21 protein-coding genes and 1 riboswitch are annotated in these 22319 nt (G+C 70.6%); of the genes, 12 read left to right on the top strand and 9 right to left on the bottom strand.

Going from position 1 to position 22319, the window contains the following annotated elements; genetic code table 11:
• Positions 1 to 93: 93 nt before the first annotated feature.
• Positions 94 to 1476, bottom strand: coding sequence for a cysteine desulfurase/sulfurtransferase TusA family protein (locus ACGH7X_RS10960; RefSeq protein WP_399884133.1), 1383 nt, complete (start codon positions 1474 to 1476; stop codon positions 94 to 96).
• 327 nt (positions 1477 to 1803) lie between these two features.
• On the opposite strand from ACGH7X_RS10960, the gene coxB reads away from it, so the two are divergent.
• The 4 genes from coxB to ACGH7X_RS10940 all read left to right on the top strand — a co-directional run bounded on the left by coxB (position 1804) and on the right by ACGH7X_RS10940 (position 6329).
• Positions 1804 to 2796 carry a cytochrome c oxidase subunit II gene (gene coxB / locus ACGH7X_RS10955; RefSeq protein WP_399884131.1) on the top strand — a complete coding sequence of 331 codons (993 nt, stop codon included), beginning with the start codon at positions 1804 to 1806 and terminating at the stop codon, positions 2794 to 2796.
• The gene (gene ctaD / locus ACGH7X_RS10950; protein WP_399884129.1) at positions 2793 to 4529 is read left to right on the top strand and encodes a cytochrome c oxidase subunit I; all 1737 of its coding nucleotides are present in this window, start codon (positions 2793 to 2795) and stop codon (positions 4527 to 4529) included. The genes coxB and ctaD overlap by 4 nt, the downstream gene beginning before the upstream one ends.
• Complete coding sequence (locus tag ACGH7X_RS10945; protein WP_399884127.1) at positions 4526 to 4924, top strand: cytochrome c oxidase subunit 4; 399 nt, start codon at positions 4526 to 4528, stop codon at positions 4922 to 4924. Before ctaD ends, ACGH7X_RS10945 begins: the two co-directional genes overlap by 4 nt.
• A 130-nt stretch (positions 4925 to 5054) precedes the next feature.
• On the top strand, positions 5055 to 6329 hold the full coding sequence (locus ACGH7X_RS10940) for an Ig-like domain-containing protein (RefSeq protein ID WP_399884125.1): 1275 nt from the start codon (positions 5055 to 5057) through the stop codon (positions 6327 to 6329).
• A 139-nt stretch (positions 6330 to 6468) separates the two neighbouring features.
• Here ACGH7X_RS10940 and ACGH7X_RS10935 read toward each other — a convergent pair whose 3' ends face one another.
• A complete protein-coding gene (locus ACGH7X_RS10935) occupies positions 6469 to 6870 on the bottom strand; it encodes a hypothetical protein (protein ID WP_399884123.1) in 402 nt (133 codons plus the stop codon).
• Positions 6871 to 7069: 199 nt separating this feature from the next.
• On the opposite strand from ACGH7X_RS10935, the gene ACGH7X_RS10930 reads away from it, so the two are divergent.
• The 6 genes from ACGH7X_RS10930 to ACGH7X_RS10905 all read left to right on the top strand — a co-directional run bounded on the left by ACGH7X_RS10930 (position 7070) and on the right by ACGH7X_RS10905 (position 14224).
• Positions 7070 to 7690, top strand: a complete 621-nt coding sequence (locus ACGH7X_RS10930; RefSeq protein WP_030186375.1) for a heme-copper oxidase subunit III — start codon at positions 7070 to 7072, stop codon at positions 7688 to 7690.
• Positions 7691 to 7755: 65 nt separating this feature from the next.
• The gene (locus ACGH7X_RS10925) at positions 7756 to 8565 is read left to right on the top strand and encodes a c-type cytochrome (RefSeq protein ID WP_399884122.1); all 810 of its coding nucleotides are present in this window, start codon (positions 7756 to 7758) and stop codon (positions 8563 to 8565) included.
• On the top strand, positions 8562 to 9620 hold the full coding sequence (locus ACGH7X_RS10920; RefSeq protein WP_399884120.1) for a Rieske 2Fe-2S domain-containing protein: 1059 nt from the start codon (positions 8562 to 8564) through the stop codon (positions 9618 to 9620). Before ACGH7X_RS10925 ends, ACGH7X_RS10920 begins: the two co-directional genes overlap by 4 nt.
• Positions 9617 to 11254: a cytochrome bc complex cytochrome b subunit gene (locus ACGH7X_RS10915; protein WP_399884118.1), complete on the top strand. Its 1638-nt coding sequence runs from the start codon at positions 9617 to 9619 to the stop codon at positions 11252 to 11254. The genes ACGH7X_RS10920 and ACGH7X_RS10915 overlap by 4 nt, the downstream gene beginning before the upstream one ends.
• A 133-nt stretch (positions 11255 to 11387) precedes the next feature.
• Entirely contained in the window at positions 11388 to 12452 is a 1065-nt protein-coding gene (gene trpD / locus ACGH7X_RS10910) for an anthranilate phosphoribosyltransferase (protein WP_399884116.1), read from the top strand.
• Between the two features lie 80 nt (positions 12453 to 12532).
• Positions 12533 to 12649: riboswitch (SAM riboswitch) on the top strand.
• A gap of 168 nt (positions 12650 to 12817) precedes the next feature.
• Positions 12818 to 14224, top strand: coding sequence for an aminotransferase class V-fold PLP-dependent enzyme (locus tag ACGH7X_RS10905; protein ID WP_399884114.1), 1407 nt, complete (start codon positions 12818 to 12820; stop codon positions 14222 to 14224).
• Here ACGH7X_RS10905 and ACGH7X_RS10900 read toward each other — a convergent pair.
• From ACGH7X_RS10900 to ACGH7X_RS10870, 7 genes are all read right to left on the bottom strand, one after another.
• Positions 14125 to 15381, bottom strand: coding sequence for a glycerate kinase (locus ACGH7X_RS10900; protein WP_399896928.1), 1257 nt, complete (start codon positions 15379 to 15381; stop codon positions 14125 to 14127). The two genes, ACGH7X_RS10905 and ACGH7X_RS10900, sit on opposite strands and share 100 nt — an antisense overlap.
• Before the next feature lie 55 nt (positions 15382 to 15436).
• Positions 15437 to 16852: an SLC13 family permease gene (locus ACGH7X_RS10895; RefSeq protein ID WP_399884112.1), complete on the bottom strand. Its 1416-nt coding sequence runs from the start codon at positions 16850 to 16852 to the stop codon at positions 15437 to 15439.
• Between the two features lie 57 nt (positions 16853 to 16909).
• A complete protein-coding gene (locus tag ACGH7X_RS10890; protein WP_399884110.1) occupies positions 16910 to 17575 on the bottom strand; it encodes a response regulator transcription factor in 666 nt (221 codons plus the stop codon).
• 20 nt (positions 17576 to 17595) lie between these two features.
• On the bottom strand, positions 17596 to 19077 hold the full coding sequence (locus tag ACGH7X_RS10885) for an ATP-binding protein (RefSeq protein WP_399884108.1): 1482 nt from the start codon (positions 19075 to 19077) through the stop codon (positions 17596 to 17598).
• Positions 19007 to 19312, bottom strand: a complete 306-nt coding sequence (locus ACGH7X_RS10880) for a small secreted hydrophilic protein (RefSeq protein ID WP_399884107.1) — start codon at positions 19310 to 19312, stop codon at positions 19007 to 19009. The genes ACGH7X_RS10885 and ACGH7X_RS10880 overlap by 71 nt, the downstream gene beginning before the upstream one ends.
• 84 nt (positions 19313 to 19396) lie before the next feature.
• Entirely contained in the window at positions 19397 to 19678 is a 282-nt protein-coding gene (locus ACGH7X_RS10875) for an Lrp/AsnC family transcriptional regulator (protein WP_073722107.1), read from the bottom strand.
• Positions 19675 to 20445, bottom strand: coding sequence for a rhomboid family intramembrane serine protease (locus ACGH7X_RS10870; protein ID WP_399884104.1), 771 nt, complete (start codon positions 20443 to 20445; stop codon positions 19675 to 19677). Before ACGH7X_RS10870 ends, ACGH7X_RS10875 begins: the two co-directional genes overlap by 4 nt.
• 158 nt (positions 20446 to 20603) lie before the next feature.
• On the opposite strand from ACGH7X_RS10870, the gene ACGH7X_RS10865 reads away from it, so the two are divergent.
• Both ACGH7X_RS10865 and ACGH7X_RS10860 read left to right on the top strand, forming a co-directional pair.
• A complete protein-coding gene (locus ACGH7X_RS10865) occupies positions 20604 to 20843 on the top strand; it encodes a hypothetical protein (protein WP_031030820.1) in 240 nt (79 codons plus the stop codon).
• A gap of 62 nt (positions 20844 to 20905) precedes the next feature.
• Complete coding sequence (locus tag ACGH7X_RS10860; protein ID WP_399884102.1) at positions 20906 to 22249, top strand: NYN domain-containing protein; 1344 nt, start codon at positions 20906 to 20908, stop codon at positions 22247 to 22249.
• Positions 22250 to 22319 lie beyond the last annotated feature (70 nt).

Below are 22319 nucleotides of genomic sequence, written 5' to 3'. Positions count from 1 at the left end.
GCGGGTGCGTTGTCGCGTGCCGCTGCGTGGTGGGCTGGTCGCGCCCACGCGGCGGAGCCGCACAGCGACACAGCCCCGCGCCCCTTGCCGGCGTCAGGTGATCCGGCGGACCACGTAGGCCGTACCTTGGTCCGCCGGTTCCTCGCCCACGTACTCCTGCCCCCGCATCTCGCACCACGCCGGGATGTCCAGGCGGGCCGCCTCGTCGTCGGAGAGGACGCGGACGGTGCCGCCGACGGGGACGTCGCCGATGACCTTGGCCAGTTCGATCACCGGAACGGGGCAGCGGCGGCCGATCGCGTCCACGACGAGAACGGCCCCGTCCGCCCGGACGGCCTTGGCCTCCGTCGGCGCCCCCAGCTTCTCGCGCACCGCGGCCACCGTCCCCGGCAGCACCTCCAGGAACCGCTCGACGTCCTCGGCCGGGGTCCCCGGCGGCAGGGACACCCGGACGTTGCCCTCACTGAGCACCCCCATCGCCCTCAGCACATGGCTCGGCGTCAGCGTGCTGCTCGTGCAGGACGATCCGGACGAGACGGAGAAACCGGCACGGTCCAGCTCGTGCAGCAGAGTCTCCCCGTCGACATAGAGACACGAGAAGGTGACGACCCCGGGCAGCCGGCGGGCCGGATCGCCGACCACCTCGACGTCCGGCACCAGGGCCGGCACCCGCGCCCGGATCCGCTCCGTCAGCTCCCGCAGCCGGGCCGCCTCCTGGGCCGCCTCGGCCCGCACCGCCCGCAGGGACGCCGCCGCGGCCACGATCGCCGGGAGGTTCTCGAACCCCGGCGCCCGGCCCGACTCCCGTTCGTCCCCGGGTCCTTGCGGCGCGAACCGGACACCCTTGCGCACGACGAGCAGCCCCACCCCCGAGGGCCCGCCCCACTTGTGGGCGCTGCCCGCGAGCAGCGACCAGTCGCCCTCGACCCGCGCCCAGCCCAGTGACTGGGCCGCGTCCACCAGCAGCGGCACCCCGGCCGCCCGGCAGACCTCGGCCACCTGGGCCACCGGCTGCTCGGTGCCCACCTCGTGGTTGGCCGACTGGAGACAGGCCAGCGCCGTGTCCTCGCGCAGGGCCGCCGCGTAAGCCGCCGCCTCCACCGCGCCCGTCCGGTCCACGGGGACCTGGGTGACCGCCCCGCCGTCGGCCTCGTGTGCCTCGGCCGCATGAAGCACGGAGGAGTGTTCGACCGCTGACACGATCAGGTGGCGTCCGACGCGCCGTCGCCCGGCCAGCGCCCCCGCCATCCCTGAATGCACCGCCCGCGTTCCCGAAGAGGTGAACACCAACTCGTCCGCCCGGCACCCCACCGCCTCGGCCGCCGCCTCCCGAGCGGCATCGAGCAGCAACCGCGCCCGCCGCCCCTCCCGATAGAGCCGAGCAGGATCGGCCCACCCCTCATCGAGCGAGGCCAACAGCGCCTGCCGGGCAACGGGATGAAGGGGAGCAGCGGAAGCAGCGTCGAAGTAGGCCACACAGCAACGCTATGACGTCCGGTGAGGAAGCGCCCCAAAGGGGCGCGGGCTGTGCTCGACATGCGGCTCCGCCGCGTGGGCGCCAACAACCACAACGAACCGTCAGGCGCCAACGAAACCGAACCCTCCCGCCCCGTAGGCGCCCTCGCTCCCACCCTTTCAGGGTGACCCCCGGCGCGTATGCCACCCTCCCCGCGACCCCCCGGAGGGCGTCGGCTAGGGTTTGGTCCGCATAAACATCAAACCCCTGCCCGACGCAGGGCGGCGACCGACCAGCGAGAAGGCCGCAGCCGAACAGCGCGGGCGAGACTCTCGGGAAGGCGCTACGTGAGTCCCAACGGCTCCGACCTCCCCCACGCCGCGGGCGGCGCGGGCGGTACCCCCACGCCTCGGCGCCCGATGCGGCGGAAGCTGCTGCAGGCGCTGACCGCGGGCCTGGTCCTGGCGACCGCCACCGGTTGCACATACGAGGACTTCCCCCGCCTCGGCATGCCCACCCCAACCACGGAAGAGGCTCCGCGGATCCTCTCCCTGTGGCAGGGCTCCTGGGCTGCCGCGCTGGCCACCGGCGTGCTGGTGTGGGGCCTGATCCTTTGGAGTGTGTTCTTCCACCGGCGCAGCCGCACCAAGGTCGAGGTCCCTCCGCAGACCAGGTACAACCTGCCCATCGAGGCGCTGTACACCATGGTTCCGCTCGTCATCGTCTCGGTGCTGTTCTACTTCACCGCGCGTGACGAGTCCGACATCATGAGCCTCAAGGGGAAGCCCGACCTCACGGTCAACGTGGTCGGCTTCCAGTGGAGCTGGTGCTTCAACCACATCGAGGACGTCCCGGGTTCCACCGGCGACGCCAAGACCTCCAAGGAACTGGCGGGCATCCCGGACCGGTTCATCGAGGACTTCCCGGCGAACGCCGGCGGTGTCTACGACTGCGGCACCCCCAGCACGCGGAACCCGCAGACCAACAACCCGGGCCCGACCCTCTGGCTCCCCAAGGGCAAGACGGTCCGCTTCGTCCTGACCTCGCGTGACGTCATCCACTCCTTCTGGGTGGTGCCGTTCCTCATGAAGCAGGACGTGATTCCGGGCCACACCAACGCCTTCGAGGTGACCCCCAACAAGGAGGGCACCTTCATGGGCAAGTGCGCCGAGCTGTGCGGCGTGGACCACTCCCGGATGCTGTTCAACGTCAAGGTCGTCTCCCCGGAGCGCTACGAGCAGCACCTCCAGGACCTCGCGAAGAAGGGGCAGACCGGTTACGTTCCCGCGGGCATCGCTCAGACGAGCCACGAGAAGAACCGGGAGACGAACAACCTGTGAGCATCCTCAACGAACCCCAGGGTGCCTCGGCAGCGGAGGACTCGTACGAGAACGAGCTGCCGGTACGGCGCAAGAAGCCCGGCAGCGTCGTGATCTCGTGGTTGACGACCACGGACCACAAGACGATCGGCACGATGTACCTGGTGACGTCGTTCGCGTTCTTCGTGATCGGCGGCGTGATGGCGTTGGTCATGCGTGCCGAACTGGCCCGGCCCGGTCTGCAGATCGTGTCGAACGAGCAGTTCAACCAGGCGTTCACGATGCACGGCACGATCATGCTGCTGATGTTCGCGACGCCGCTGTTCGCGGGCTTCGCGAACTGGATCATGCCGCTGCAGATCGGCGCGCCGGACGTCGCGTTCCCCCGGCTGAACATGTTCGCCTACTGGCTGTACCTGTTCGGCTCGACCATCGCGGTGGGCGGCTTCCTGACCCCGCAGGGCGCGGCCGACTTCGGCTGGTTCGCCTACTCGCCGCTGTCCGACGCGGTGCACTCGCCCGGTATCGGCGGCGACCTGTGGATCATGGGTCTGGCCTTCTCCGGCTTCGGCACCATCCTCGGCTCGGTCAACTTCATCACCACGATCATCTGCATGCGCGCGCCCGGCATGACCATGTTCCGCATGCCGATCTTCACCTGGAACGTGCTGCTGACCGGTGTGCTGGTCCTGCTGGCCTTCCCGGTGCTGGCCGCGGCCCTGTTCGCGCTGGAGGCCGACCGCAAGTTCGGTGCCCACATCTTCGACTCGTCCAACGGCGGCGCGTTGCTGTGGCAACACCTGTTCTGGTTCTTCGGGCATCCAGAGGTGTACATCATCGCTTTGCCGTTCTTCGGCATCGTCAGTGAGATCATCCCGGTCTTCTCCCGCAAGCCGATCTTCGGTTACATGGGCCTGATCGGCGCGACGATCGCGATCGCGGGCCTGTCGGTGACGGTGTGGGCCCACCACATGTACGTCACTGGCGGCGTGCTGCTGCCGTTCTTCTCCTTCATGACCTTCCTGATCGCGGTCCCGACCGGTGTGAAGTTCTTCAACTGGATCGGCACCATGTGGAAGGGATCGCTGTCCTTCGAGACACCGATGCTGTGGTCCACCGGCTTCCTGATCACCTTCCTCTTCGGTGGTCTGACCGGTGTCATCCTGGCCTCGCCGCCGCTGGACTTCCACGTCTCGGACTCGTACTTCGTGGTGGCGCACTTCCACTACGTGGTGTTCGGCACCGTGGTGTTCGCGATGTTCGCGGGCTTCCACTTCTGGTGGCCGAAGTTCACCGGCAAGATGCTGGACGAGCGTCTGGGCAAGATCACCTTCTGGACGCTGTTCGTCGGCTTCCACGGCACGTTCCTGGTCCAGCACTGGCTGGGCGCCGAGGGCATGCCGCGCCGCTACGCCGACTACCTGGCGGCGGACGGCTTCACCGCCCTGAACACGATCTCGACGATCAGCTCGTTCCTGCTGGGCATGTCGATACTGCCGTTCTTCTACAACGTCTGGAAGACGGCCAAGTACGGCAAGAAGGTCGAGGTGGACGACCCGTGGGGCTACGGCCGTTCGCTGGAGTGGGCGACCTCCTGCCCGCCGCCGCGGCACAACTTCCTCACGCTGCCGCGCATCCGCAGTGAATCCCCGGCCTTCGACCTGCACCACCCCGAGATCTCCGCGATCGACCAGCTGGAGAACGTCGGCCACGGTGAGAAGGCCCTCGCCGGCGGCAAGGAGGCCGGGAAGTGAAGATCCAGGGCAAGATGTTCATCTGGTTGAGCGTCTTCATCCTCGCCGTGGCGGTCGTCTACGGCTACTGGTCCAAGGAGCCGGCCGGTACCACGGCGCTCTTCCTGGCCTTCGGCCTGTCCATCATGATCGGCTTCTACCTCGCCTTCACGGCGCGGCGGGTCGACGTCGGTGCGCAGGACAACATGGAGGCGGACGTCGCGGACGACGCCGGCGAGGTCGGGTTCTTCAGCCCGCACAGCTGGCAGCCGCTGGCGCTCGGCTTCGGCGGCGCGCTCGCCTTCCTGGGCGTGGCCGTCGGCTGGTGGATCATGTACTTCTCGGCACCGATCCTCCTGGTCGGCCTGTTCGGCTGGGTCTTCGAGTACTACCGCGGTGAGAACCGCACCCAGTAGCACGCGCCGAGCGCCAAGGGGCCCGGACACTCCGCACGGAGCGTCCGGGCCCCTTCGTCTGCCGTACCGACTCTCACTCTTCCGGATTACCCGCCGTGCCGCCGTTGACGTCTCTCCCTAGCGTGAGGTCATGAGCAACACGGTTCACTTCCAGGCGCGGGGGCGTACGGTCGTCGGCTGCACCCTGCTGGTGATCGCCCTCGGCGCGAGCGCCACGGCCTGCCTCGGCGACGACGACAACCCGCTCTCCGCGACGCCCTACGACGCGGCCGGCCAGATCTCCTTCAACGGCCCCACGGACGCCGGGAAGAAGGCCGACCCGGACAAACCCCTGGAGGTGGTTGCCGAGGGCGCCGACGGGCGCATCACGGACGTCACGGCCCTGGACGCGTCCGGCCGCTACGTCGCGGGCGAACTGTCCGCCGACGGCGCCCGCTGGCACAGCACCTCGCCGCTCGCGGCCAACGCCAGCTACACGGTGCGGGTCAGCACCGAGGACGGCGACGGCGCCCCCGGCCGCAAGGTGCTCACCTTCGAGACGGGCAAGCCCGGCGCCAAGAAGGCCCTGGACGTCACCTTCGGGCCCAAGGCGGGCGCGTACGGCGTCGGGCAGCCCATCACCGCGGAACTGAGCCAGCCGGTCCAGGACAAGGCCCAGCGGGCCATAGTGGAGCGCGCCCTGAAGGTGGACTCCACGCCCGCCGTGGAGGGCGCCTGGCACTGGGTGGACGACAAGAAGCTCCACTACCGGCCGAAGGAGTACTGGCCCGCCCACGCCACCGTCCAGGTCCGCAGCACCCTCGAGGGCATCAAGATCGGCGACCGGATGTGGGGCGGCAAGGCCAAGCCCCTGAAGATCACCACGGACGACCGCGTCGTGGCCGTCACCGACGCCGCCGCGCACACGCTCACGGTCTATCAGGACGGCGAGGAGATCAGGCAGCTCCCGGTCACCAGCGGCAAGCCCGGCTTCGAGACCCGCAACGGCGTCAAGGTCGTCCTCGGCAAGGAACCCTTCGTACGCATGCGCAGCAGCACCGTCGGCATCGCCGAGGGCTCCTCGGAGTCCTACGACCTGCCGGTCTACTGGGCCACCCGCGTGACCTGGAGCGGCGAGTACGTGCACGCCGCCCCCTGGTCCGTCGGCTCCCAGGGCATCGCCAACGTCAGCCACGGCTGCGTCGGCATGAGCACCGACAACGCGGAGTGGTTCTTCGACACCGTCCAGGAGGGCGACCTCGTCGAGGTCGTCAACTCCGGCGGCGAGACGATGGAACCCTTCGGCAACGGCTTCGGCGACTGGAACATGGACTGGGCCAAGTGGCGCACCGGCAGCGCTCTGACAGGCGCCGGCAACGCCTCAAACAACCAGGACACGGCACGTCTGCGCCCGACGGCTGTGTGAGGCTCCCAGGGGCGCGGGGCTGTGTCTGTCTGCGGCTCCGCCGCGTGGGCGCGACCAGCCACAGCCACAACCGAGCCGCACTCGCCACACGACGCGCAGCCCTTGCCACACGACGCGCAGCCTTTGCCCAGTAGGCGTCCTAAACGCCCTGCAGCCTCTTCTCCCGCAACAGCGCGGCCAGCGCGGACGCGAACTCCACCGGCTCCACCGGCAGCGTCACAGCCGCCTCCGCCCGGCTCCACGTGGCCAGCCACGCGTCCTGCGGCCGTGCGATGAGCAGCAGCACCGGCGGGCACTGGAAGACCTCGTCCTTGATCTGGCGGCACATGCCCATGCCGCCCATGGGCACGGCCTCGCCGTCGAACACGCAGACGTCGATCCCGCCCTTGTCCAGCTCCTTGAGCACGGCCGCCGGAGTGGCGCACTCCAGGAACTCGACCACGGGCACGTCCGGAGCCGGCCGGCGGCCGGTCGCGAGCCGCACTTGTTCGCGGGTGTTGGAGTCGTCGCTGTAGACCAGCACCGTGGCGGTCGCCTGCATGCTTCCTCCGATACGCGGTGAAGACCGGTGAAGGCTGTCGTAGCCCGTTGGGCCGGATGCTACTCCCTCGAACGCCTCGTCAGCACTGCTTCGGACGCGGCTTCGACGGCCCGTTCGATGGGCCATACGGGCAGTACAGACAGGGCGAACACTCCGAACGGCACCCCCCGGGGTGAGGGCGGGATAAGCGACCGACATAATGTCGGTCGTGGCGACAGCAACGACAGTAGAAACCGGGCACGCGCACCCGTCGGTCAACCGGCCGAACCTCACCAGCGTCGGAACCATCATCTGGTTGAGTTCCGAGCTGATGTTCTTCGCGGCCCTCTTCGCGATGTACTTCACCCTGCGATCGGTGACGGGCCCGGACTTCTGGTCCGAGAAGGCTCACGCGCTGAACGTCCCGTTCTCCGCGACGAACACCACGATCCTGGTGCTCTCCTCCCTCACCTGCCAGCTCGGCGTGTTCGCGGCCGAGCGCGGTGACGTGAAGAAGCTCCGGATGTGGTTCATCGTCACGTTCGTGATGGGTGCGATCTTCATCGGCGGTCAGGTGTTCGAGTACACCGAGCTGGTCAAGAAGGACGGGATCTCCCTGTCCTCCGACCCGTACGGTTCGGCGTTCTACCTGACCACCGGCTTCCACGGACTGCACGTGACGGGCGGACTCATCGCCTTCCTGCTGGTCCTCGGCCGCACCTACGCGGCCCGGAGGTTCACTCACGAGCAGGCGACCGCCGCCATCGTCGTGTCCTACTACTGGCACTTCGTCGATGTGGTCTGGATCGGCCTGTTCGCCACGATCTACCTGATCAAGTAGTCGCGGCACGCACCCGCGCAATACCAGAAGCATCGACGCAGAAGATCCTGACACCGGGGTAATCCGTGAAAAAGCTCTCCGCACGACGACGCCACCCGCTGGCGGCACTCGTCGTCCTACTCCTCGCGCTGGCATGCACAGGGGGGCTGTACGCCGCGTTCGCACCCGCGAGCAAGGCGCAGGCCGATGAAACCGCCCAGTCCCTCGCCATCGACGAGGGCAAGAAGCTCTACGCCGTCGGCTGTGCCAGTTGCCACGGCACCGGAGGTCAGGGCACCAGTGACGGTCCGAGCCTGGTCGGCGTGGGCGCCGCGGCCGTCGACTTCCAGGTGGGTACCGGCCGTATGCCGGCCCAGCAGCCCGGCGCGCAGGTCCCGAAGAAGAAGGTCATCTACTCCCAGGCGGAGATCGACCAGCTCGCGGCGTACATCGCCTCGCTGGGTGCCGGTCCGGCCGTCCCCTCGGAGGAGAAGTACGGCCCGGAGGGCGCGGACATCGCCAAGGGCGGTGAGCTGTTCCGCACCAACTGCGCGCAGTGCCACAACTTCACCGGCAAGGGTGGCGCCCTGACGCACGGCAAGTACGCGCCGAGCCTCGAGGGTGTGGACCCGAAGCACATCTACGAGGCCATGCAGACCGGCCCGCAGAACATGCCCTCCTTCCCCGACACCACGCTGTCGGAGCAGAACAAGAAGGACATCATCGCCTACCTGGACGCGGTCAACGGCGACGACACCGAGAGCCCCGGCGGTCTCAGCCTCGGCGGACTGGGCCCGGTCAGTGAGGGTCTGTTCGCCTGGGTGTTCGGACTGGGCGCGCTGATCGCCGTCGCCGTCTGGGTCGCCGCTCGGACCGCAAAGGCCAAGAAGTCATGAGTAGCCAAGACATTCCAGAAGAGAACCTGCCCGCTGAGCAGGACACCCCGCACAGTGCGGTGAAGGTCGCGGACGAGCAGCACCCGTTCGCCGACCCCGGGCTGCCGCCCCACGAGCACCGGATCCAGGACACCGACGAGCGGGCCGCCAAGCGCTCCGAGCGCACGGTCGCCCTGCTGTTCACGCTGTCGATGCTGGCCACCATCGGCTTCATCGCCTCGTTCGTGGCGATCGACGTCGACAAGTCGGTCTACATCTTCCCGCTCGGCCACATCAGTGCGCTGAACTTCGCGCTCGGCATGACGCTCGGCGTCGCGCTGTTCGCCATCGGCGCCGGCGCGGTCCACTGGGCCCGCACCCTGATGTCCGACGAGGAGGTCGCCGACGAGCGTCACCCGATCGAGGCGTCCCCCGAGACCCGTGCCAAGGTCCACGCGGACTTCAAGCAGGGTGCCAAGGAGTCCGTGATCGGGCGCCGCAAGCTGATCCGCAACACGATGCTGGGCGCGCTCACCCTGGTGCCGCTCTCGGGTGTCGTCCTGCTGCGCGACCTCGGCCCGCTGCCCGGGACCAAGCTCCGCCACACCCTGTGGTCCAAGGGCAAGCTCCTCGTCAACATGAACACCAATGAGCCGCTGCGTCCGTCCGACGTCGCGGTGGGCTCGCTCACCTTCGCCATGCCCGAGGGCCTGGAGGAGCACGACGAGGACTTCCAGGTCGAGATCGCCAAGGCGGCCCTGATGATCATCCGGCTGGAGCCGGAGTCCATCAAGGACAAGCGCGAGCTCGAGTGGTCGCACGAGGGCATCGTCGCGTACTCGAAGATCTGCACCCACGTCGGTTGCCCGATCTCCCTGTACGAGCAGCAGACGCACCACGCGCTCTGCCCCTGCCACCAGTCCACCTTCGACCTTGCCGACGGTGCCCGGGTCATCTTCGGTCCCGCCGGTCACGCCCTGCCGCAGCTGCGCATCGGCGTGAACGACGAGGGTTACCTCGAAGCGCTCAGCGACTTCGAAGAGCCCGTCGGTCCTGCCTTCTGGGAGCGCGGATGAGTACTGCAGCCAACGAACCGTCCCGCTCACGCGGAAAGGCACCGGCCGGCGAGCGCGTCGCCGACTGGGCCGACGGACGGCTGGGGATCTACTCCCTGGCCAAGTCCAACATGCGCAAGATCTTCCCCGACCACTGGTCGTTCATGCTGGGTGAGGTCTGCCTCTACAGCTTCATCGTCATCATCCTCACGGGTGTGTACCTGACGCTGTTCTTCCACCCCTCGATGAACGAGGTGGAGTACCACGGCGCGTACGTCCCGCTGCAGGGACAGATGATGAGCGAGGCGTTCAAGTCCACCGTGGACATCTCGTTCGAGGTGCGCGGCGGTCTGCTCATCCGGCAGATCCACCACTGGGCAGCGCTGATCTTCCTGGCCGGCATGTTCGTGCACATGATGCGCGTCTTCTTCACCGGCGCGTTCCGCAAGCCGCGTGAGATCAACTGGCTGTTCGGCTTCCTGCTGTTCGTCCTGGGCATGTTCACCGGCTTCACCGGTTACTCGCTCCCGGACGACCTGCTCTCCGGCACCGGTGTCCGCTTCATGGAGGGCGCGATCCTGTCCGTGCCGATCGTCGGCACGTACCTGTCGTTCTTCCTCTTCGGCGGCGAGTTCCCGGGCGGGGACTTCGTGGCCCGCTTCTACTCGGTCCACATCCTGCTGTTGCCCGGCATCATGCTCGGCCTGATCGTGGGCCACCTGATCCTGGTCTTCTACCACAAGCACACGCAGTTCGCGGGTCCGGGCAAGACCAACAAGAACGTCGTCGGCATGCCGCTGCTGCCGGTGTACATGGCGAAGGCCGGAGGCTTCTTCTTCCTGGTCTTCGGTGTCATCGCCGCGGTCTCGGCCATCGCCACGATCAACCCGATCTGGGCCATCGGCCCGTACCGGCCGGACATGGTCTCCACCGGAGCACAGCCCGACTGGTACATGGGCTTCTCCGAGGGCCTGATCCGCGTGATGCCGGGCTGGGAGATCAACCTCTGGGGCCACACCCTCGTCCTGGGCGTGTTCATCCCCTTGGTCATCTTCCCGTTGGTCCTGGTGGCGATCGCGGTCTATCCGTTCATCGAGTCCTGGGTCACCGGCGACAAGCGCGAGCACCACATCCTGGACCGCCCGCGCAACGCCCCGACCCGTACGGCGTTCGGTGTCGCCTGGATCACCTGGTACATGGTGCTGCTGATCGGTGGCGGCAACGACCTGTGGGCCACGCACTTCCACCTGTCGATCAACGCGATCACCTGGTTCGTGCGCATCGCGTTCTTCGTGGGCCCGGTCGTCGCCTTCATCGCCACCAAGCGGATCTGCCTCGGCCTCCAGCGCCGGGACAAGGAGAAGGTGCTGCACGGCCGCGAGTCGGGCATCATCAAGCGCCTGCCGCACGGTGAGTTCATCGAGGTGCACGAGCCGCTCAGCCAGGAGCAGCTGCACACGCTCACGGCGCACGAGCAGTACGCGCCGGCCGAGATCGGCCCGACGGTCGACGAGAACGGCGTCGAGCGCAAGGCGACGGGCCCGCAGAAGCTCCGCGCCAAGCTCAGCGAGGCGTACTACGGCGAGGAGTCGCAGATTCCGAAGCCGACCGTCGAGGAGTACAAGGAGATCACGAGCGGCCACGGCCACCACTGACCCTCCAGCGTCGCCACACCACGGTCGAAGGGCCCCGTTCCGGTCTGCGGACGGGGCCCTTCGCCGTGCCCGGAGCTGGATAGGGTGGCACCCGTACCCCCCTGCCACGACTCACACGATTCAGGAGCGGCTGATGAGCGCTGTGACCCCCGCTGGAGGCGACACCGCGGCGGACCGCTCCTGGCCCGCCCTGCTGAACGGACTGCTGGACGGCCGCGACCTGTCCGCGGACGACACCGCCTGGGCGCTGGACGTGATCATGCGCGGCGAGGCGACCGACGCGCAGATCGCCGGCTTCGCGGTGGCCCTGAGATCCAAGGGGGAGACCGTCGAGGAACTCTCCGGTCTCGTCCGCACCATGTACGCCCACGCCAACGTGATCGAGGTGCCGGGGGAGACCGTCGACATCGTCGGCACCGGCGGCGACGGCGCCAAGACGGTCAACATCTCCACCATGTCGGCGATCGTCGTGGCCGGCACGGGAGCGAAGGTCGTCAAGCACGGCAACCGGGCCGCCTCCTCGGCGTCCGGCGCCTCCGACGTCCTGGAGAAGCTCGGGGTCAATCTGGAGCTGACGCCGAAGCGGGTCGCGGAGGTCGCCGAGGAAGCCGGCATCACCTTCTGCTTCGCCGTGAAGTTCCACCCGGCGCTGCGCCACGTGGCGGCGGCGCGCGGCCAGCTCGGCATCCGCACGGTGTTCAACTTCCTGGGCCCGCTGACCAACCCCGCCCGGGTGAAGGCCCAGGCGATCGGGGTCGCGCACGCCCGGATGGCGCCGATCATCGCCGGTGTCTTCGCCGAGCGCGGTCACTCGTCGCTGGTCTTCCGCGGCGACGACGGTCTCGACGAGCTGACCACGACGTCCACGTCCCGGGTCTGGGCCGTGCGGGACGGCCGGGTGAGCGAGCAGACCTTCGACCCGCGGGACGTGGGCATCGAACTGGTGCCGGTCGAGGCGCTGCGCGGCGCCGACGCCTCCTACAACGCCGACGTCGCCCGCCGCCTGCTGGCCGGCGAGACGGGCCCCGTACGGGACGCGGTGCTGCTGAACTCGGCGGCGGCGCTGGTGGCCCTCGAGCCCGGCGAGGGGCCCCTGGCCGAGCGGATCCGGGCCGGTATGGACCGGGCCGCCGAGGCGATCGACTCGGGCGCCGCCAAGCGCGCCCTGGACCGCTGGGTGGCCGCGAGCCACGCGTAGCGGCCCCCGCGTGTGACGTGCGTCCCGCGATCCGGACCCGGGTTGCGGGACGCAGTTCCTTTCCCATAGGTTTTTCGACAGGTCATGAGTGACAGTCATGAGGCCCCGGCCGACTGTCCGGCAACCCTCCGTCCGTGGCGGGGTGCCCCGGGTGAAGACCAGGTCGTGGACAGCAGGGTCCACGGCAAGCGCGGACCCCTCGCACGCTTTTGAAAAGTGTGGGGCCAGGGGTCCTGGTCGTCCGAGGGAGTCTCCCGTGAACCAGCGAATGCGATAGGGCCGCAGAGCCCCGCCTCCGCACGCACCCTTCGTCTCTTCTTCTTTCCCCGCGCCCTTCTTCGCGCTGGTCCTCACGGGAGTCCGCCATGTCCGTACCCACCGCTGTCGCCACCCCGCTGCCCGTTCTCGGCCGCGACGTCACCGTCCCGCTCGTCACCGGCGGGGAGGTCACCTACGCCGCGCTCGACTACGCCGCCAGCGCGCCCGCGCTCCAGCGGGTCTGGGACGACGTGGCCGCCTACGCCCCGTACTACGGCAGCGTCCACCGTGGCGCCGGGTACCTCTCGCAGCTGTCGACCGACCTGTTCGAGAGCGCCCGGAAGACCGTCGCCGAGTTCCTCGGCTGCCGGGACGACGACCAGGTCGTCTTCACCCGGTCCACCACCGACTCCCTCAACCTGCTCGCCGCCGCGCTGCCGGCCGGCTGCCAGGTCTTCGTCTTCGAGACCGAGCACCACGCCTCGCTGCTGCCCTGGCGCGACGCCGACGTGACCTGCCTCGACGCCCCGCGCACCCCCGCGCAGGCCGTCGAGACCCTGGAGCGCGCCCTCGCGGCCCGGGAGCCGTACGGCCCCGCCCTGGTCTGCGTCACCGGCGCCTCCAACGTCACCGGCGAGCTGTGGCCGGTGCGTGAACTGGCCGCCGCCGCACACGCCCACGGTGCCCGGATCGTCCTGGACGCCGCCCAGCTCGCCCCGCACCACCCCGTCTCGGTCGCCGGCCTGGACGTGGACTGGGTCGCCTTCTCCGGGCACAAGCTGTACGCCCCCTTCGGCGCCGGCGTGCTGGCCGGCCGTGCCGACTGGCTGCGCGAGGCCGAGCCGTACCTCGCCGGCGGCGGCGCCAGCCGCAGCGTCACCCGGCGGGCCGACGGCGGTGTGGACGTCCATTGGCACGACAGCGCCGCGCGGCACGAGGCCGGGTCGCCCAACGTCATCGGCGCCTACGCCGTCGCCTCCGCCTGCAAGGCGCTCACCGAGGCCGGTTTCGACACGCTGGTCGCCCGCGAGGAGCACCTGATCGGGAAGGTGCGGGAGGGCCTCGCCGAGGTGCCCGAGGTGCGGATCCTCTCCCTCTTCGGCGACGACGCCCCCCGCGTCGGCGTGCTCTCCTTCGTCGTCGAGGGCTGGAACAGCTCGCACTTCGCCGCCGCGCTCTCCGCCGAGTACGGCATCGGCGTGCGCGACGGCCTGTTCTGCGCCCACCCGCTGGTGCGCACCCTGCTCGGCAGCGACCCGCAGACGCAGGGCGAGTGCGGTGCCCCCGAGGCGGCGCCCGGCGAGAAGTCCCTCAACGCCATCCGCGTGAGCTTCGGCGCCGGCACCCCGGACGAGCACGTCGAGCGGTTCGTGAACGCCGTCAAGGAGCTGGTGAGCGACGGCGCCCGGTGGAACTACCGCACCGAGGACGGGCGTTGCGTGCCCGACACCACCTCCGGTGACACCACCTCCCCTGACACCCTCTCCGGCGACACGACCTCCGCCGCCGCCTGAGCCGCCCGGCCCGGCAGCCGCGATCCCAGCAGGACCATCCGCAGCGCCCGTTCCGAGGCGTCCGTGAGGAGTTCGCAGGCGCGCAGCAGCGCGTCCGCCAGGGTCATCGGCGCCGGCATGATCCCGTGGCAGGCGTCCACCCCCGGCACCTCGTGCGCGCCCTCGCCGAGCGTGCCGGCCAGGGCGAGGACGGGACGGCCGTAGAGCTTGGCGCGGCGGGCCACCTCGGCCGGGACCTTGCCGCGCGGCGTCTGGTGGTCCAGGGCGCCCTCCGCGGTGAGCACCAGGTCGGCACGGGCGAGGCGGGCGTCCAGGTCGAGGTGGTCGAGGAGTACGTCGAAGCGGGGCAGCAGCCGGGCGCCGACGGCGGCAAGGCCCGCGCCAAGACCGCCGGAGGCGCCGGTGCCGGGGCCGCCCCGCAGATCGGTGCCGACGGCACCGAGGTCGCGGGTGAGGACGCGCGCCCAGTTCTCCAGTCCGGCCGACAACTCCTCGACCTGCGCGGGCGTCGCCCCCTTCTGCGGGCCGAACACCCGGGCCACGCCCCGCTCCCCGCACAGCACGTTGAACGGGTTGCAGGCGACGAGCAGCTCGGTGTCCTTCAGGCGGGCGTCGAGACCGGACGGATCGACGCGGGCGAGGCGGCTCAGCTCCCGTCCGCCGGGCGGGAGTTCGAAGCCGTCCGCGTCCAGCAGCCGGGCGCCCAGTGCCTGGAGCGCGCCCGCGCCCCCGTCGGACGTACCCGAGTCGCCGCAGCCGACCAGGACGCGCCGCACCCCGGTGTCGAGCGCGGCACGGATCAGCTCGCCGACGCCGTACGTCGTCGTGGCGCCCGGATCGCGCAGCGCGCGGGGGACCAGGGAGAGGCCCGCGACGGCCGCCATCTCCACCACCGCCGTGTCCCGGGCGCCGAGCAGCGCGAAGTGGGTGCCGACGGGTTCGCCGACCGGGCCGGTGGCGGCCAGCGCGACCAGCCGCCCGCCGGTCGCGGAGGCCAGCGCCACGGCCGTGCCCTCGCCGCCGTCCACCAGCGGGATCCGGTCGATCTCGGCGCTCGGCAGCACCCGGCGGACGCCCGCCGCGATGGCGTCGGCGGCGGCCTGGGCGGACAGGGACTCCTTGAAGCCGCTGGGGGCCACGACGACACGGTTCAGCAGGGACGGCGTGGCGGGCAGGGAAGGGATGGGGGGCGTGGCGGACATGGGGGCTCCTTCAGCGGGTCACGGGTACGCCGAGCAGCGGCCAGACGGCGGCGGCGAAGAACAGCACGAGTACGGCGGTCAGCGGCGCCAGGACGGCGGACAGCCGCAGCAGGTCGCGCGGGGTGTAGGTGGGGGTGCCGGGGATGTCGGAGAAAAGCGTGACCGGCTTGGCGGAGGCCGGGAGCGTGTGGCAGAAGCCGGCGGCCGCCGTGGACGCGAGCGCGGCGGCGACCGGGTTGACCCCGGCGCCCACGGCCGCGGCGACGACCAGGGGGACCAGGACCGAGGAGCGGGCAGAGCGGGACTGCAGCAGCAGGTGGGCCGCCGTGCTCACGGCGACCACGACCCCGAGGAAGACGGCCGGCGCGACGTGCGCGGGCAGCCCCGACACCAGCCACTTCGCCGCACCGGAGTCGGCGAGCGCCACGCCCATCGCCATGGTCGCCGCCATGAACAGCAGCAGCGACCAGGGCACGGTCTTCAGCGCGTCCTTGAGCCGTACGGTGCCCAGCGCGGGGGACGAGGCGACGACCGCGCCGATCAGCGCCACCACCGCGGGCGAGACGTGATGCAGGGGCTCGCTGCACCACAGGGTCACCACCGTGGCCAGCAGCAGGGCGCAGCGCTTCTCCGCCTGGGTCCAGGGACCGGTGACCGGGCTGTCGCTGTGCCGCTGTATCTCCTCGGCGGTGATGCGGACCGGGCCCTCGCGGTCCGCCCGCCGCGTGGTCGTCAGCAGGACCGTCTCGGCGGCCAGATGGGAGGAGGCGACCGCCAGCGGCAGCCCGAGCAGCAGCCACTGGGTGAAGCCGATCCGGTCCCCGGTCGCCTCCCACAGCACCGACACCGTGATCAGATGTGCGCCCGCGCCGATCAGGGTCGCCACCGCGGACAGCAGGATCACGGTCGGGAACAGCAGCGCCAGCATCACGACCAGTCGCTTCCGGTCGGCCAGGGCCTTGGCGAGGGCGAGGAACACGGGCAGTGCGAGCGCCGCCCGGCCCGAAGTCGCCGGCACCGCGAACGCGGTCACGACCAGCGCCGCCGTCGTCAGGTGCACCAACTGCCGGACACTGCGCGCCCCGCCCACCAGGAACGCCGCCGCCCGCCCCGCGAGCCCCGTCCGCGCCACCGCCGCCGCGAGCACGAAAGCGCAGATCAGCAGCCAGACGGTGGCGTCCCCGAGGGTGCCGAACAGCGTGTCGCTGCTGATCACACCGGTCGCGGTCAGCGCGAGCCCGGCACCCAGCGCGATGTACGTGTCGTCGATCGGCGTACCGATCCAGGCGCAGGTGGCCAGCGCGAACACGGCGAGGGTGAGGCGTGCGTCGCCGCCCAGGGCGGGGAAGTTGGCGGGGACCGCCAACAGCGCGCACAGGGACAGCGCCACGCACAGGGCCGCCGCGAGGCGGAGGTTCAACGTCACGTCGTCGATGGTTCACGGGGGCGGTGAGCCCTCAATGAGCCTCACATGAAGGAAACTTCACCAGGTCGGGAGCCGGTACCCCATCCCGCGCACGGTCTCCACCTGCTGCGCCCCGAGCTTCTTGCGCAGCGCCCGCACGTACACGTCCACGATGTTGGAGCCCGGGTCGAAGTCGTACCCCCACACGTGGGACAGGATCTGCTCGCGGGACAGCACCTGCCCCGGGTGGCGCAGGAACAGCTCGAGCAGCACGAACTCACGGGCCGTCAGGTCCACGGTCCGACCCTGGGCACGGGCCCGGCGGGTGCGCAGGTCCAGGGTGAGCGTCCCCGACTTCAGCACCGTCACCTCCGGCGCCCTGGCCGCCGTACGCAGCCGCAGCCGTACCCGGGCGAGCAGTTCCTCGAAGCGGAACGGCTTGGTCATCCAGTCGTCGGCGCCGCCCTCGAGGCCGGCCACCGTGTCCCGTACGGAGTCCCGGGCCGTCAGCACGATCACCGGGGTCGTCACCCGGGCCTCACGCAGCTCGCGCAGGACCGTGAAGCCGTCCCGGCCGGGCAGCCCGATGTCCAGGACGACCAGGTCGAAGCCGCCGGTGAGGGCGTACTCGTAGGCGGCGTCGCCGTCGGCGACCGCGGTGGTGGTGAAGCCGTTGGCGCGCAGGCCCTTCTCGACGAAGGAGGCGATGCGCTCCTCGTCCTCGACGATGAGGATGCGGTTCATGGACGTGCCTCTTCCGGAAATCAGTCCAGCGTGAGTACGAAGGTGGCGCCGCCGCCCTCGGTGGCGCGCAGGTCGGCCCGGCCGCCGTGGCCCTCGGCGATCGCCCTGACGATCGAGAGACCGAGCCCGGCGCCGGACCCGCGCACCCCGCGCCGGGCCGTGCCGCGCCGGAACCGCTCGAAGATCACCTCGGCGTCCTGCGCCTGGACCCCGGGGCCGGAGTCGGCGACGTACAGCTCGACGCGGGCGCCGTCGGCACGGGAGCCCATGCGGATGGTCTGGCCGGTGGTGGTGTGCTGCACGGCGTTCTGCGCGAGCTGCACCATGGCCTGGGTGATGCGCTGCGGGTCCAGCCGGGCCTCGCGGTCGGCGACCTCGGCCAGCACCCACTCCCGGTCGCCGAGGGTGCGCGCCTTGACGTAGACGTCGGCGGTGAGTTCGGCGAGCTGTACCGGCTCGGGGGTGACGAAGTCGGGGCGTTCGGCCTTGGCGAGCAGCAGCAGGTCCTCGACGATGCGGCTCATCCGGTCCAGCTCGTCGGTGACGAGGCGGACGGTCTCCTCGCGCTCGGCCGGATCGTCGCCCATCAGTTCCAGGTGCCCGCGCACGATGGTGATCGGGGTGCGCAGCTCGTGGCCCGCGTCGTCGACGAACCGGCGCTGGGTGGCGAAGGCGCGCTCGAGGCGGTCCAGCATGGCGTTGAACGTCTCGGCCAGGGCCGCCACGTCGTCGTGGCCGTGCACCGGGATGCGGCGGGTCAGGTCCTGCTCGGTGAGCTGCGCGGCGGTCGTGCGCACCAGCCGGACCGGTTTCAGGATGCGGCCCGCGACCACCCAGGCGATGCCCGTCGTCATCAGCAGGGCGACGCCGGAGATGGCGAGCAGGACGCGGAACACCTCGTCCGCGCGCGCCTGTTCGCGGCCCGGATGGAAGGCGACCACGAACGCGGCCGCCGGTTCACCGCCGTACCTGGCCACGGTGACCTTGGCCCAGCGGATCTCGCCCTCCGGCCGGTCCAGGGTGCCGGTGGAGTCGGGGGAGGCGTAGATGCGGCGCCGGGCGTCGGCGTCCTCGTGCAGGGGCCGGCCGACCGGGATCTCGCGCTGCTGGATGATCTGCGTGGGCCTGCTGCCCACCTCGCCGACCAGGCCGACCAGTTCCTCGTCCAGGTCGGCGTACTGCCGCTCCAGGAAGACCCGCAGCAGCCGCCCGGGGTCGGTGAAGGGGCGGCCGGTCTCCGGGTCGAAGCCCTGTTCCTCGAAGTTGGCGAACTCGCCGGCCTCCTGCGCGAGCAGGCCGTTGATCCGCTGGTCGGTGTCGCGCAGCAGGATCGAGCGGGTCGTCGCCGCCACCGAGGCGAGCGCGACCGCCATCACGAGCAGCAGCCACAGCAGGATGCGGACCCGGGCCGAGATCCGGCGGCGCTCGCGCTCACCCGTCTCCGGCCGCGTCGTCCCCGGCCCCGTCGTCGTCTGAGGCGTCCCCGCCCCGGTCGTCGTCATCGTCGTCATCCGAAGGGCCGTCGGTGACCGGCGGCCGCGTCACCACCTGGTCGCTGGGCGTCGGCTCGGGCGAGGAGGAGGTCGGCTTCGGAGTGGGGGAGCCGCTCTCCAGCTCCACCTTGGCCGGGACCCTGGGCTCCTGGGGAGTGTCGGTCAGGGCGAAACTGGTCGCGGCGATGCCGAGTGGGATCAGGACGACGGCCGCGAGGGCCGCCATCCGGCGAGAGAAGACCATGCCCCGGATTCTGCGCGGGGTGTCCGGTGGTGGTGATGAGTCCCGCATGAAGAACTCTTCATCCGCCGGGCGCGGCGCACGGCCTCAGTTGTCGAGCCCGATGGCGAACGCCGCCTCCAGGTCGTGCTGCGAGTACGTACGGAACGCCACATGGGTGTCCGTGCCCTCCACGCCCGGGATCTTGCTGATCCGGCCGGGGATGACCTCCGCGAGGTCCTCGTGCTGATTCACCCGCACCATGGCGATCAGGTCGTAGGTACCGGTGACGGAGAAGACCTCGCTGACGCTCTCCAGCGCGGCGATCTGCTCCGCGATCTCGGGAATGCGGTCCACGCTGGTCTTGATGAGGACGATCGCGCTGATCACGGCTGGTTCTCTCCCTCGGGCGCCGCCACTGGAACGCCCTTCACTCTAGTCGCACGCCCGAACCGCACCCAGGCGAAGGCGAAGCCCAGCGCGAAGCCCACCAGGTGCGCGAGATAGGCCACCCCCGGCCCGTCGCCGGCCCGGCCCGCCGCCATCCACTGGAGCGCCGCCCAGAACGGCAGGACGAGCCAGGCGGGGAAGCGCAGCGGCAGGAAGAAGAGGAAGGGCAGGAGGCTGGTCACCCGGGCGCTCGGGAAGAGGAAGAGGAACGCGCCGAGGATCGCGGAGATCGCCCCCGAGGCGCCGACCAGGGACTGCTGGGAGTGGGCGTTGGCGCCCGCGTAGCCGAGCAGGGCCAGGTAGCCGCAGCCGAGGTAGAACAGGGCGAACTGGAGCCGGCCCATCCGTTCCTCGGTCATCGCGCCGAAGACGTAGAGGAAGAGCATGTTGCCCAGCAGGTGCACCCAGCTGCCGTGGACGAACAGCGCCGTGGCGGGGGTGAGGGCGGACCCGGGGGAGTCCTCGAACAGTTCTGCGGGGATCACGCCCCAGCGCCGGAAGTAGGCGCGCTGCGCGGCCAGCAGTTCGTCCCCGGTGCCGTACACCGGATTCAGGCCCGCCGCCGGGCTGAGCAGGAACAGCAGGCAGCACAGCGTGATCAGCGTGTACGTCACCGGCGCCGTCCGGCCCCGGGGCGTGCGGGCCGGGCCGCGCTTTCTGAGCCTTCCGAGCGTGCCGCGGGTCGCCGTGCTCCAGTTGCGGATCATGGACACAGAGCATGACGTAGCGGGACGCGAGGGCCCATACCGCCTCGCCGCCGTGGACACGCGGGCGTCGGGTACCCGCCAGGCCGTAGGGTTACGAGCCACACGCACCGGGTGGAGCCCGGCGCGTCACCGACACTGGAAGAGAGTGAACAGCCACGATGACGGTTCCCCTGCCGACCGACACGACGCGGTGGCGCTGCACCCTCTGCGGCAACCTCACCCGCTTCGACGTGACCCGGGCCTCGAAGGTCGTCGAGTACGTGCACCTCGACCTGGCCGGTGAGCCGAAGGTCGAGGAGCGCGAGGTGCTCAGTGAGACCATCGAGTCGGTTCGGTGCCGCTGGTGCAACGCCGTGGACCAGGTGGAACTCGTGGACAGGCCGGGTGCCGCCTCCTGAGCGGAGCGGCCCCGCACAAGGCGATTCCGGCCCGGGATCGCCCTGAGACATTGGGGTGACGGATGGTGGAGACACACGGCGGGGGGCCGGGCGACGGCGCCGCTGAGGTGCTCGACCGCCCGCTGCCTGACGGCGTGCGCCGCCGGGTCGTGCAGATCGTGTCCGACGGCTTCGGCTCGCTCACCCTCGGCGAGCTGCCCGCACAGCTGAGGCAGTACGCCCGGTTCGCCCCCAACCGCAGGGCCAAGTTCGCCGGCAACGCCATGGCCGCCGCCGTGGAGACCGACCCGCTCTTCCGCCAGCGCATCGGCGACAAGTTCCGCGACGCCCAGCCGGAGCTGGCCGGTGCCCTGGACGCCGGTTCCGCACCTCCCGCGGCCGACCCGCTCGACGTGGCCGCCGCCGCCTACGTACTGCGGCCGCACGGCTGGGTGAAGCTGGTGACCGCCGCCGGTGAGGAAGCCCAGCGAGCCGACGCCGAGCGCGCCGACGAGGAGAGCCGCGCCGAGCTGGAGCGGCTGCACGAGGAGCTGGCCCGGGCCCGGGAGCACACCAGGACCGAGACCGAGCGGCTGCGCGCCGAGCTGGAGACGACGAAGCGGGAGACCGAGTCCCTGCACCGCAAGCTGCGCTCCGCCCTCAGCGACGTCAAGCGCGGCGAGGCGGCGCTGCGCAAGATCCAGGCCGAGATGGACGCCGTCCGCGCCGAGGGGCAGACCCAGGTGTCCGCCGCCGAGAGCGAGAGCCGGCGGCTCAAGACCCGCCTCGGGGAGGCGGAGGCCGCCCTGGAGGCCACCCGCAAGGCCGCCCGCGAGGGGCGCAGCGTCGAGGACATGCGCGTACGGCTGCTCCTGGACACCCTGCTGGACGCCACCCAGGGGCTGCGCCGCGAGCTGGCGCTGCCGCCGGTGTCCGTGCGGCCCGCCGAGACCGTGGACGCGGTCGAGCCCGGCCGGATGACGCCGAAGGACATCGCCGCGCGCGCCCTGTCCGAGAACGACCCGGCCATCCTCGACCAGTTGCTCGCGCTGCCCCAGGCGCACCTGGTCGTCGACGGCTACAACGTCACCAAGACCGGCTATCCCCAGATGCCGCTGGAGAAGCAGCGGCTGCGGCTGCTCGGCCAGCTCTCCCAGCTCGCCGCGCAGACCGGCGCCGAGATGACCTGCGTCTTCGACGGCGCCGAACTCGTGGCACCCGTGCTGCTCGCGCCGCCGCGCGGGGTCAGGGTGCTGTTCTCCAAGCCCGGCGTCACCGCCGACGAGCTGATCCGCCAGCTGGTGCGGGCCGAGCCGCCGGGCCGGCCGGTCATCGTCGTCTCCACCGACCGCGAGGTGGCCGACGGCGTGGCGCGCGCCGGCGCACGCCCGGTGGCATCCGTGGTGCTCCTCAAGCGCCTTTCCTAGGCCCGCGCAGACCGCCGTCCGCGCCCCTCGTTCACTTCCGTACCAACCGCAACGTAGGCGCCCTATGCCC

The organism is Streptomyces sp. BBFR51, from assembly GCF_044591655.1.
GTDB lineage: Bacteria > Actinomycetota > Actinomycetes > Streptomycetales > Streptomycetaceae > Streptomyces.
This window is presented reverse-complemented; position numbering and strand designations above follow the sequence as displayed.

Coding starts and splice junctions, on each gene's coding strand:
- ACGH7X_RS10940 (WP_399884125.1), top strand. CDS start 5,055: ATGAGCAACACGGTTCACTTCCAGGCGCGGGGGCGTACGGTCGTCGGC.
- ACGH7X_RS10915 (WP_399884118.1), top strand. CDS start 9,617: ATGAGTACTGCAGCCAACGAACCGTCCCGCTCACGCGGAAAGGCACCG.
- ACGH7X_RS10905 (WP_399884114.1), top strand. CDS start 12,818: ATGTCCGTACCCACCGCTGTCGCCACCCCGCTGCCCGTTCTCGGCCGC.
- ACGH7X_RS10860 (WP_399884102.1), top strand. CDS start 20,906: ATGGTGGAGACACACGGCGGGGGGCCGGGCGACGGCGCCGCTGAGGTG.
- ACGH7X_RS10890 (WP_399884110.1), bottom strand. CDS start 17,575: ATGAACCGCATCCTCATCGTCGAGGACGAGGAGCGCATCGCCTCCTTC.
- trpD (WP_399884116.1), top strand. CDS start 11,388: ATGAGCGCTGTGACCCCCGCTGGAGGCGACACCGCGGCGGACCGCTCC.
- ACGH7X_RS10930 (WP_030186375.1), top strand. CDS start 7,070: ATGTCGGTCGTGGCGACAGCAACGACAGTAGAAACCGGGCACGCGCAC.
- ACGH7X_RS10865 (WP_031030820.1), top strand. CDS start 20,604: ATGACGGTTCCCCTGCCGACCGACACGACGCGGTGGCGCTGCACCCTC.
- ACGH7X_RS10920 (WP_399884120.1), top strand. CDS start 8,562: ATGAGTAGCCAAGACATTCCAGAAGAGAACCTGCCCGCTGAGCAGGAC.
- ACGH7X_RS10870 (WP_399884104.1), bottom strand. CDS start 20,445: ATGATCCGCAACTGGAGCACGGCGACCCGCGGCACGCTCGGAAGGCTC.
- ACGH7X_RS10935 (WP_399884123.1), bottom strand. CDS start 6,870: ATGCAGGCGACCGCCACGGTGCTGGTCTACAGCGACGACTCCAACACC.
- ACGH7X_RS10880 (WP_399884107.1), bottom strand. CDS start 19,312: ATGGTCTTCTCTCGCCGGATGGCGGCCCTCGCGGCCGTCGTCCTGATC.
- ACGH7X_RS10885 (WP_399884108.1), bottom strand. CDS start 19,077: ATGACGACGACCGGGGCGGGGACGCCTCAGACGACGACGGGGCCGGGG.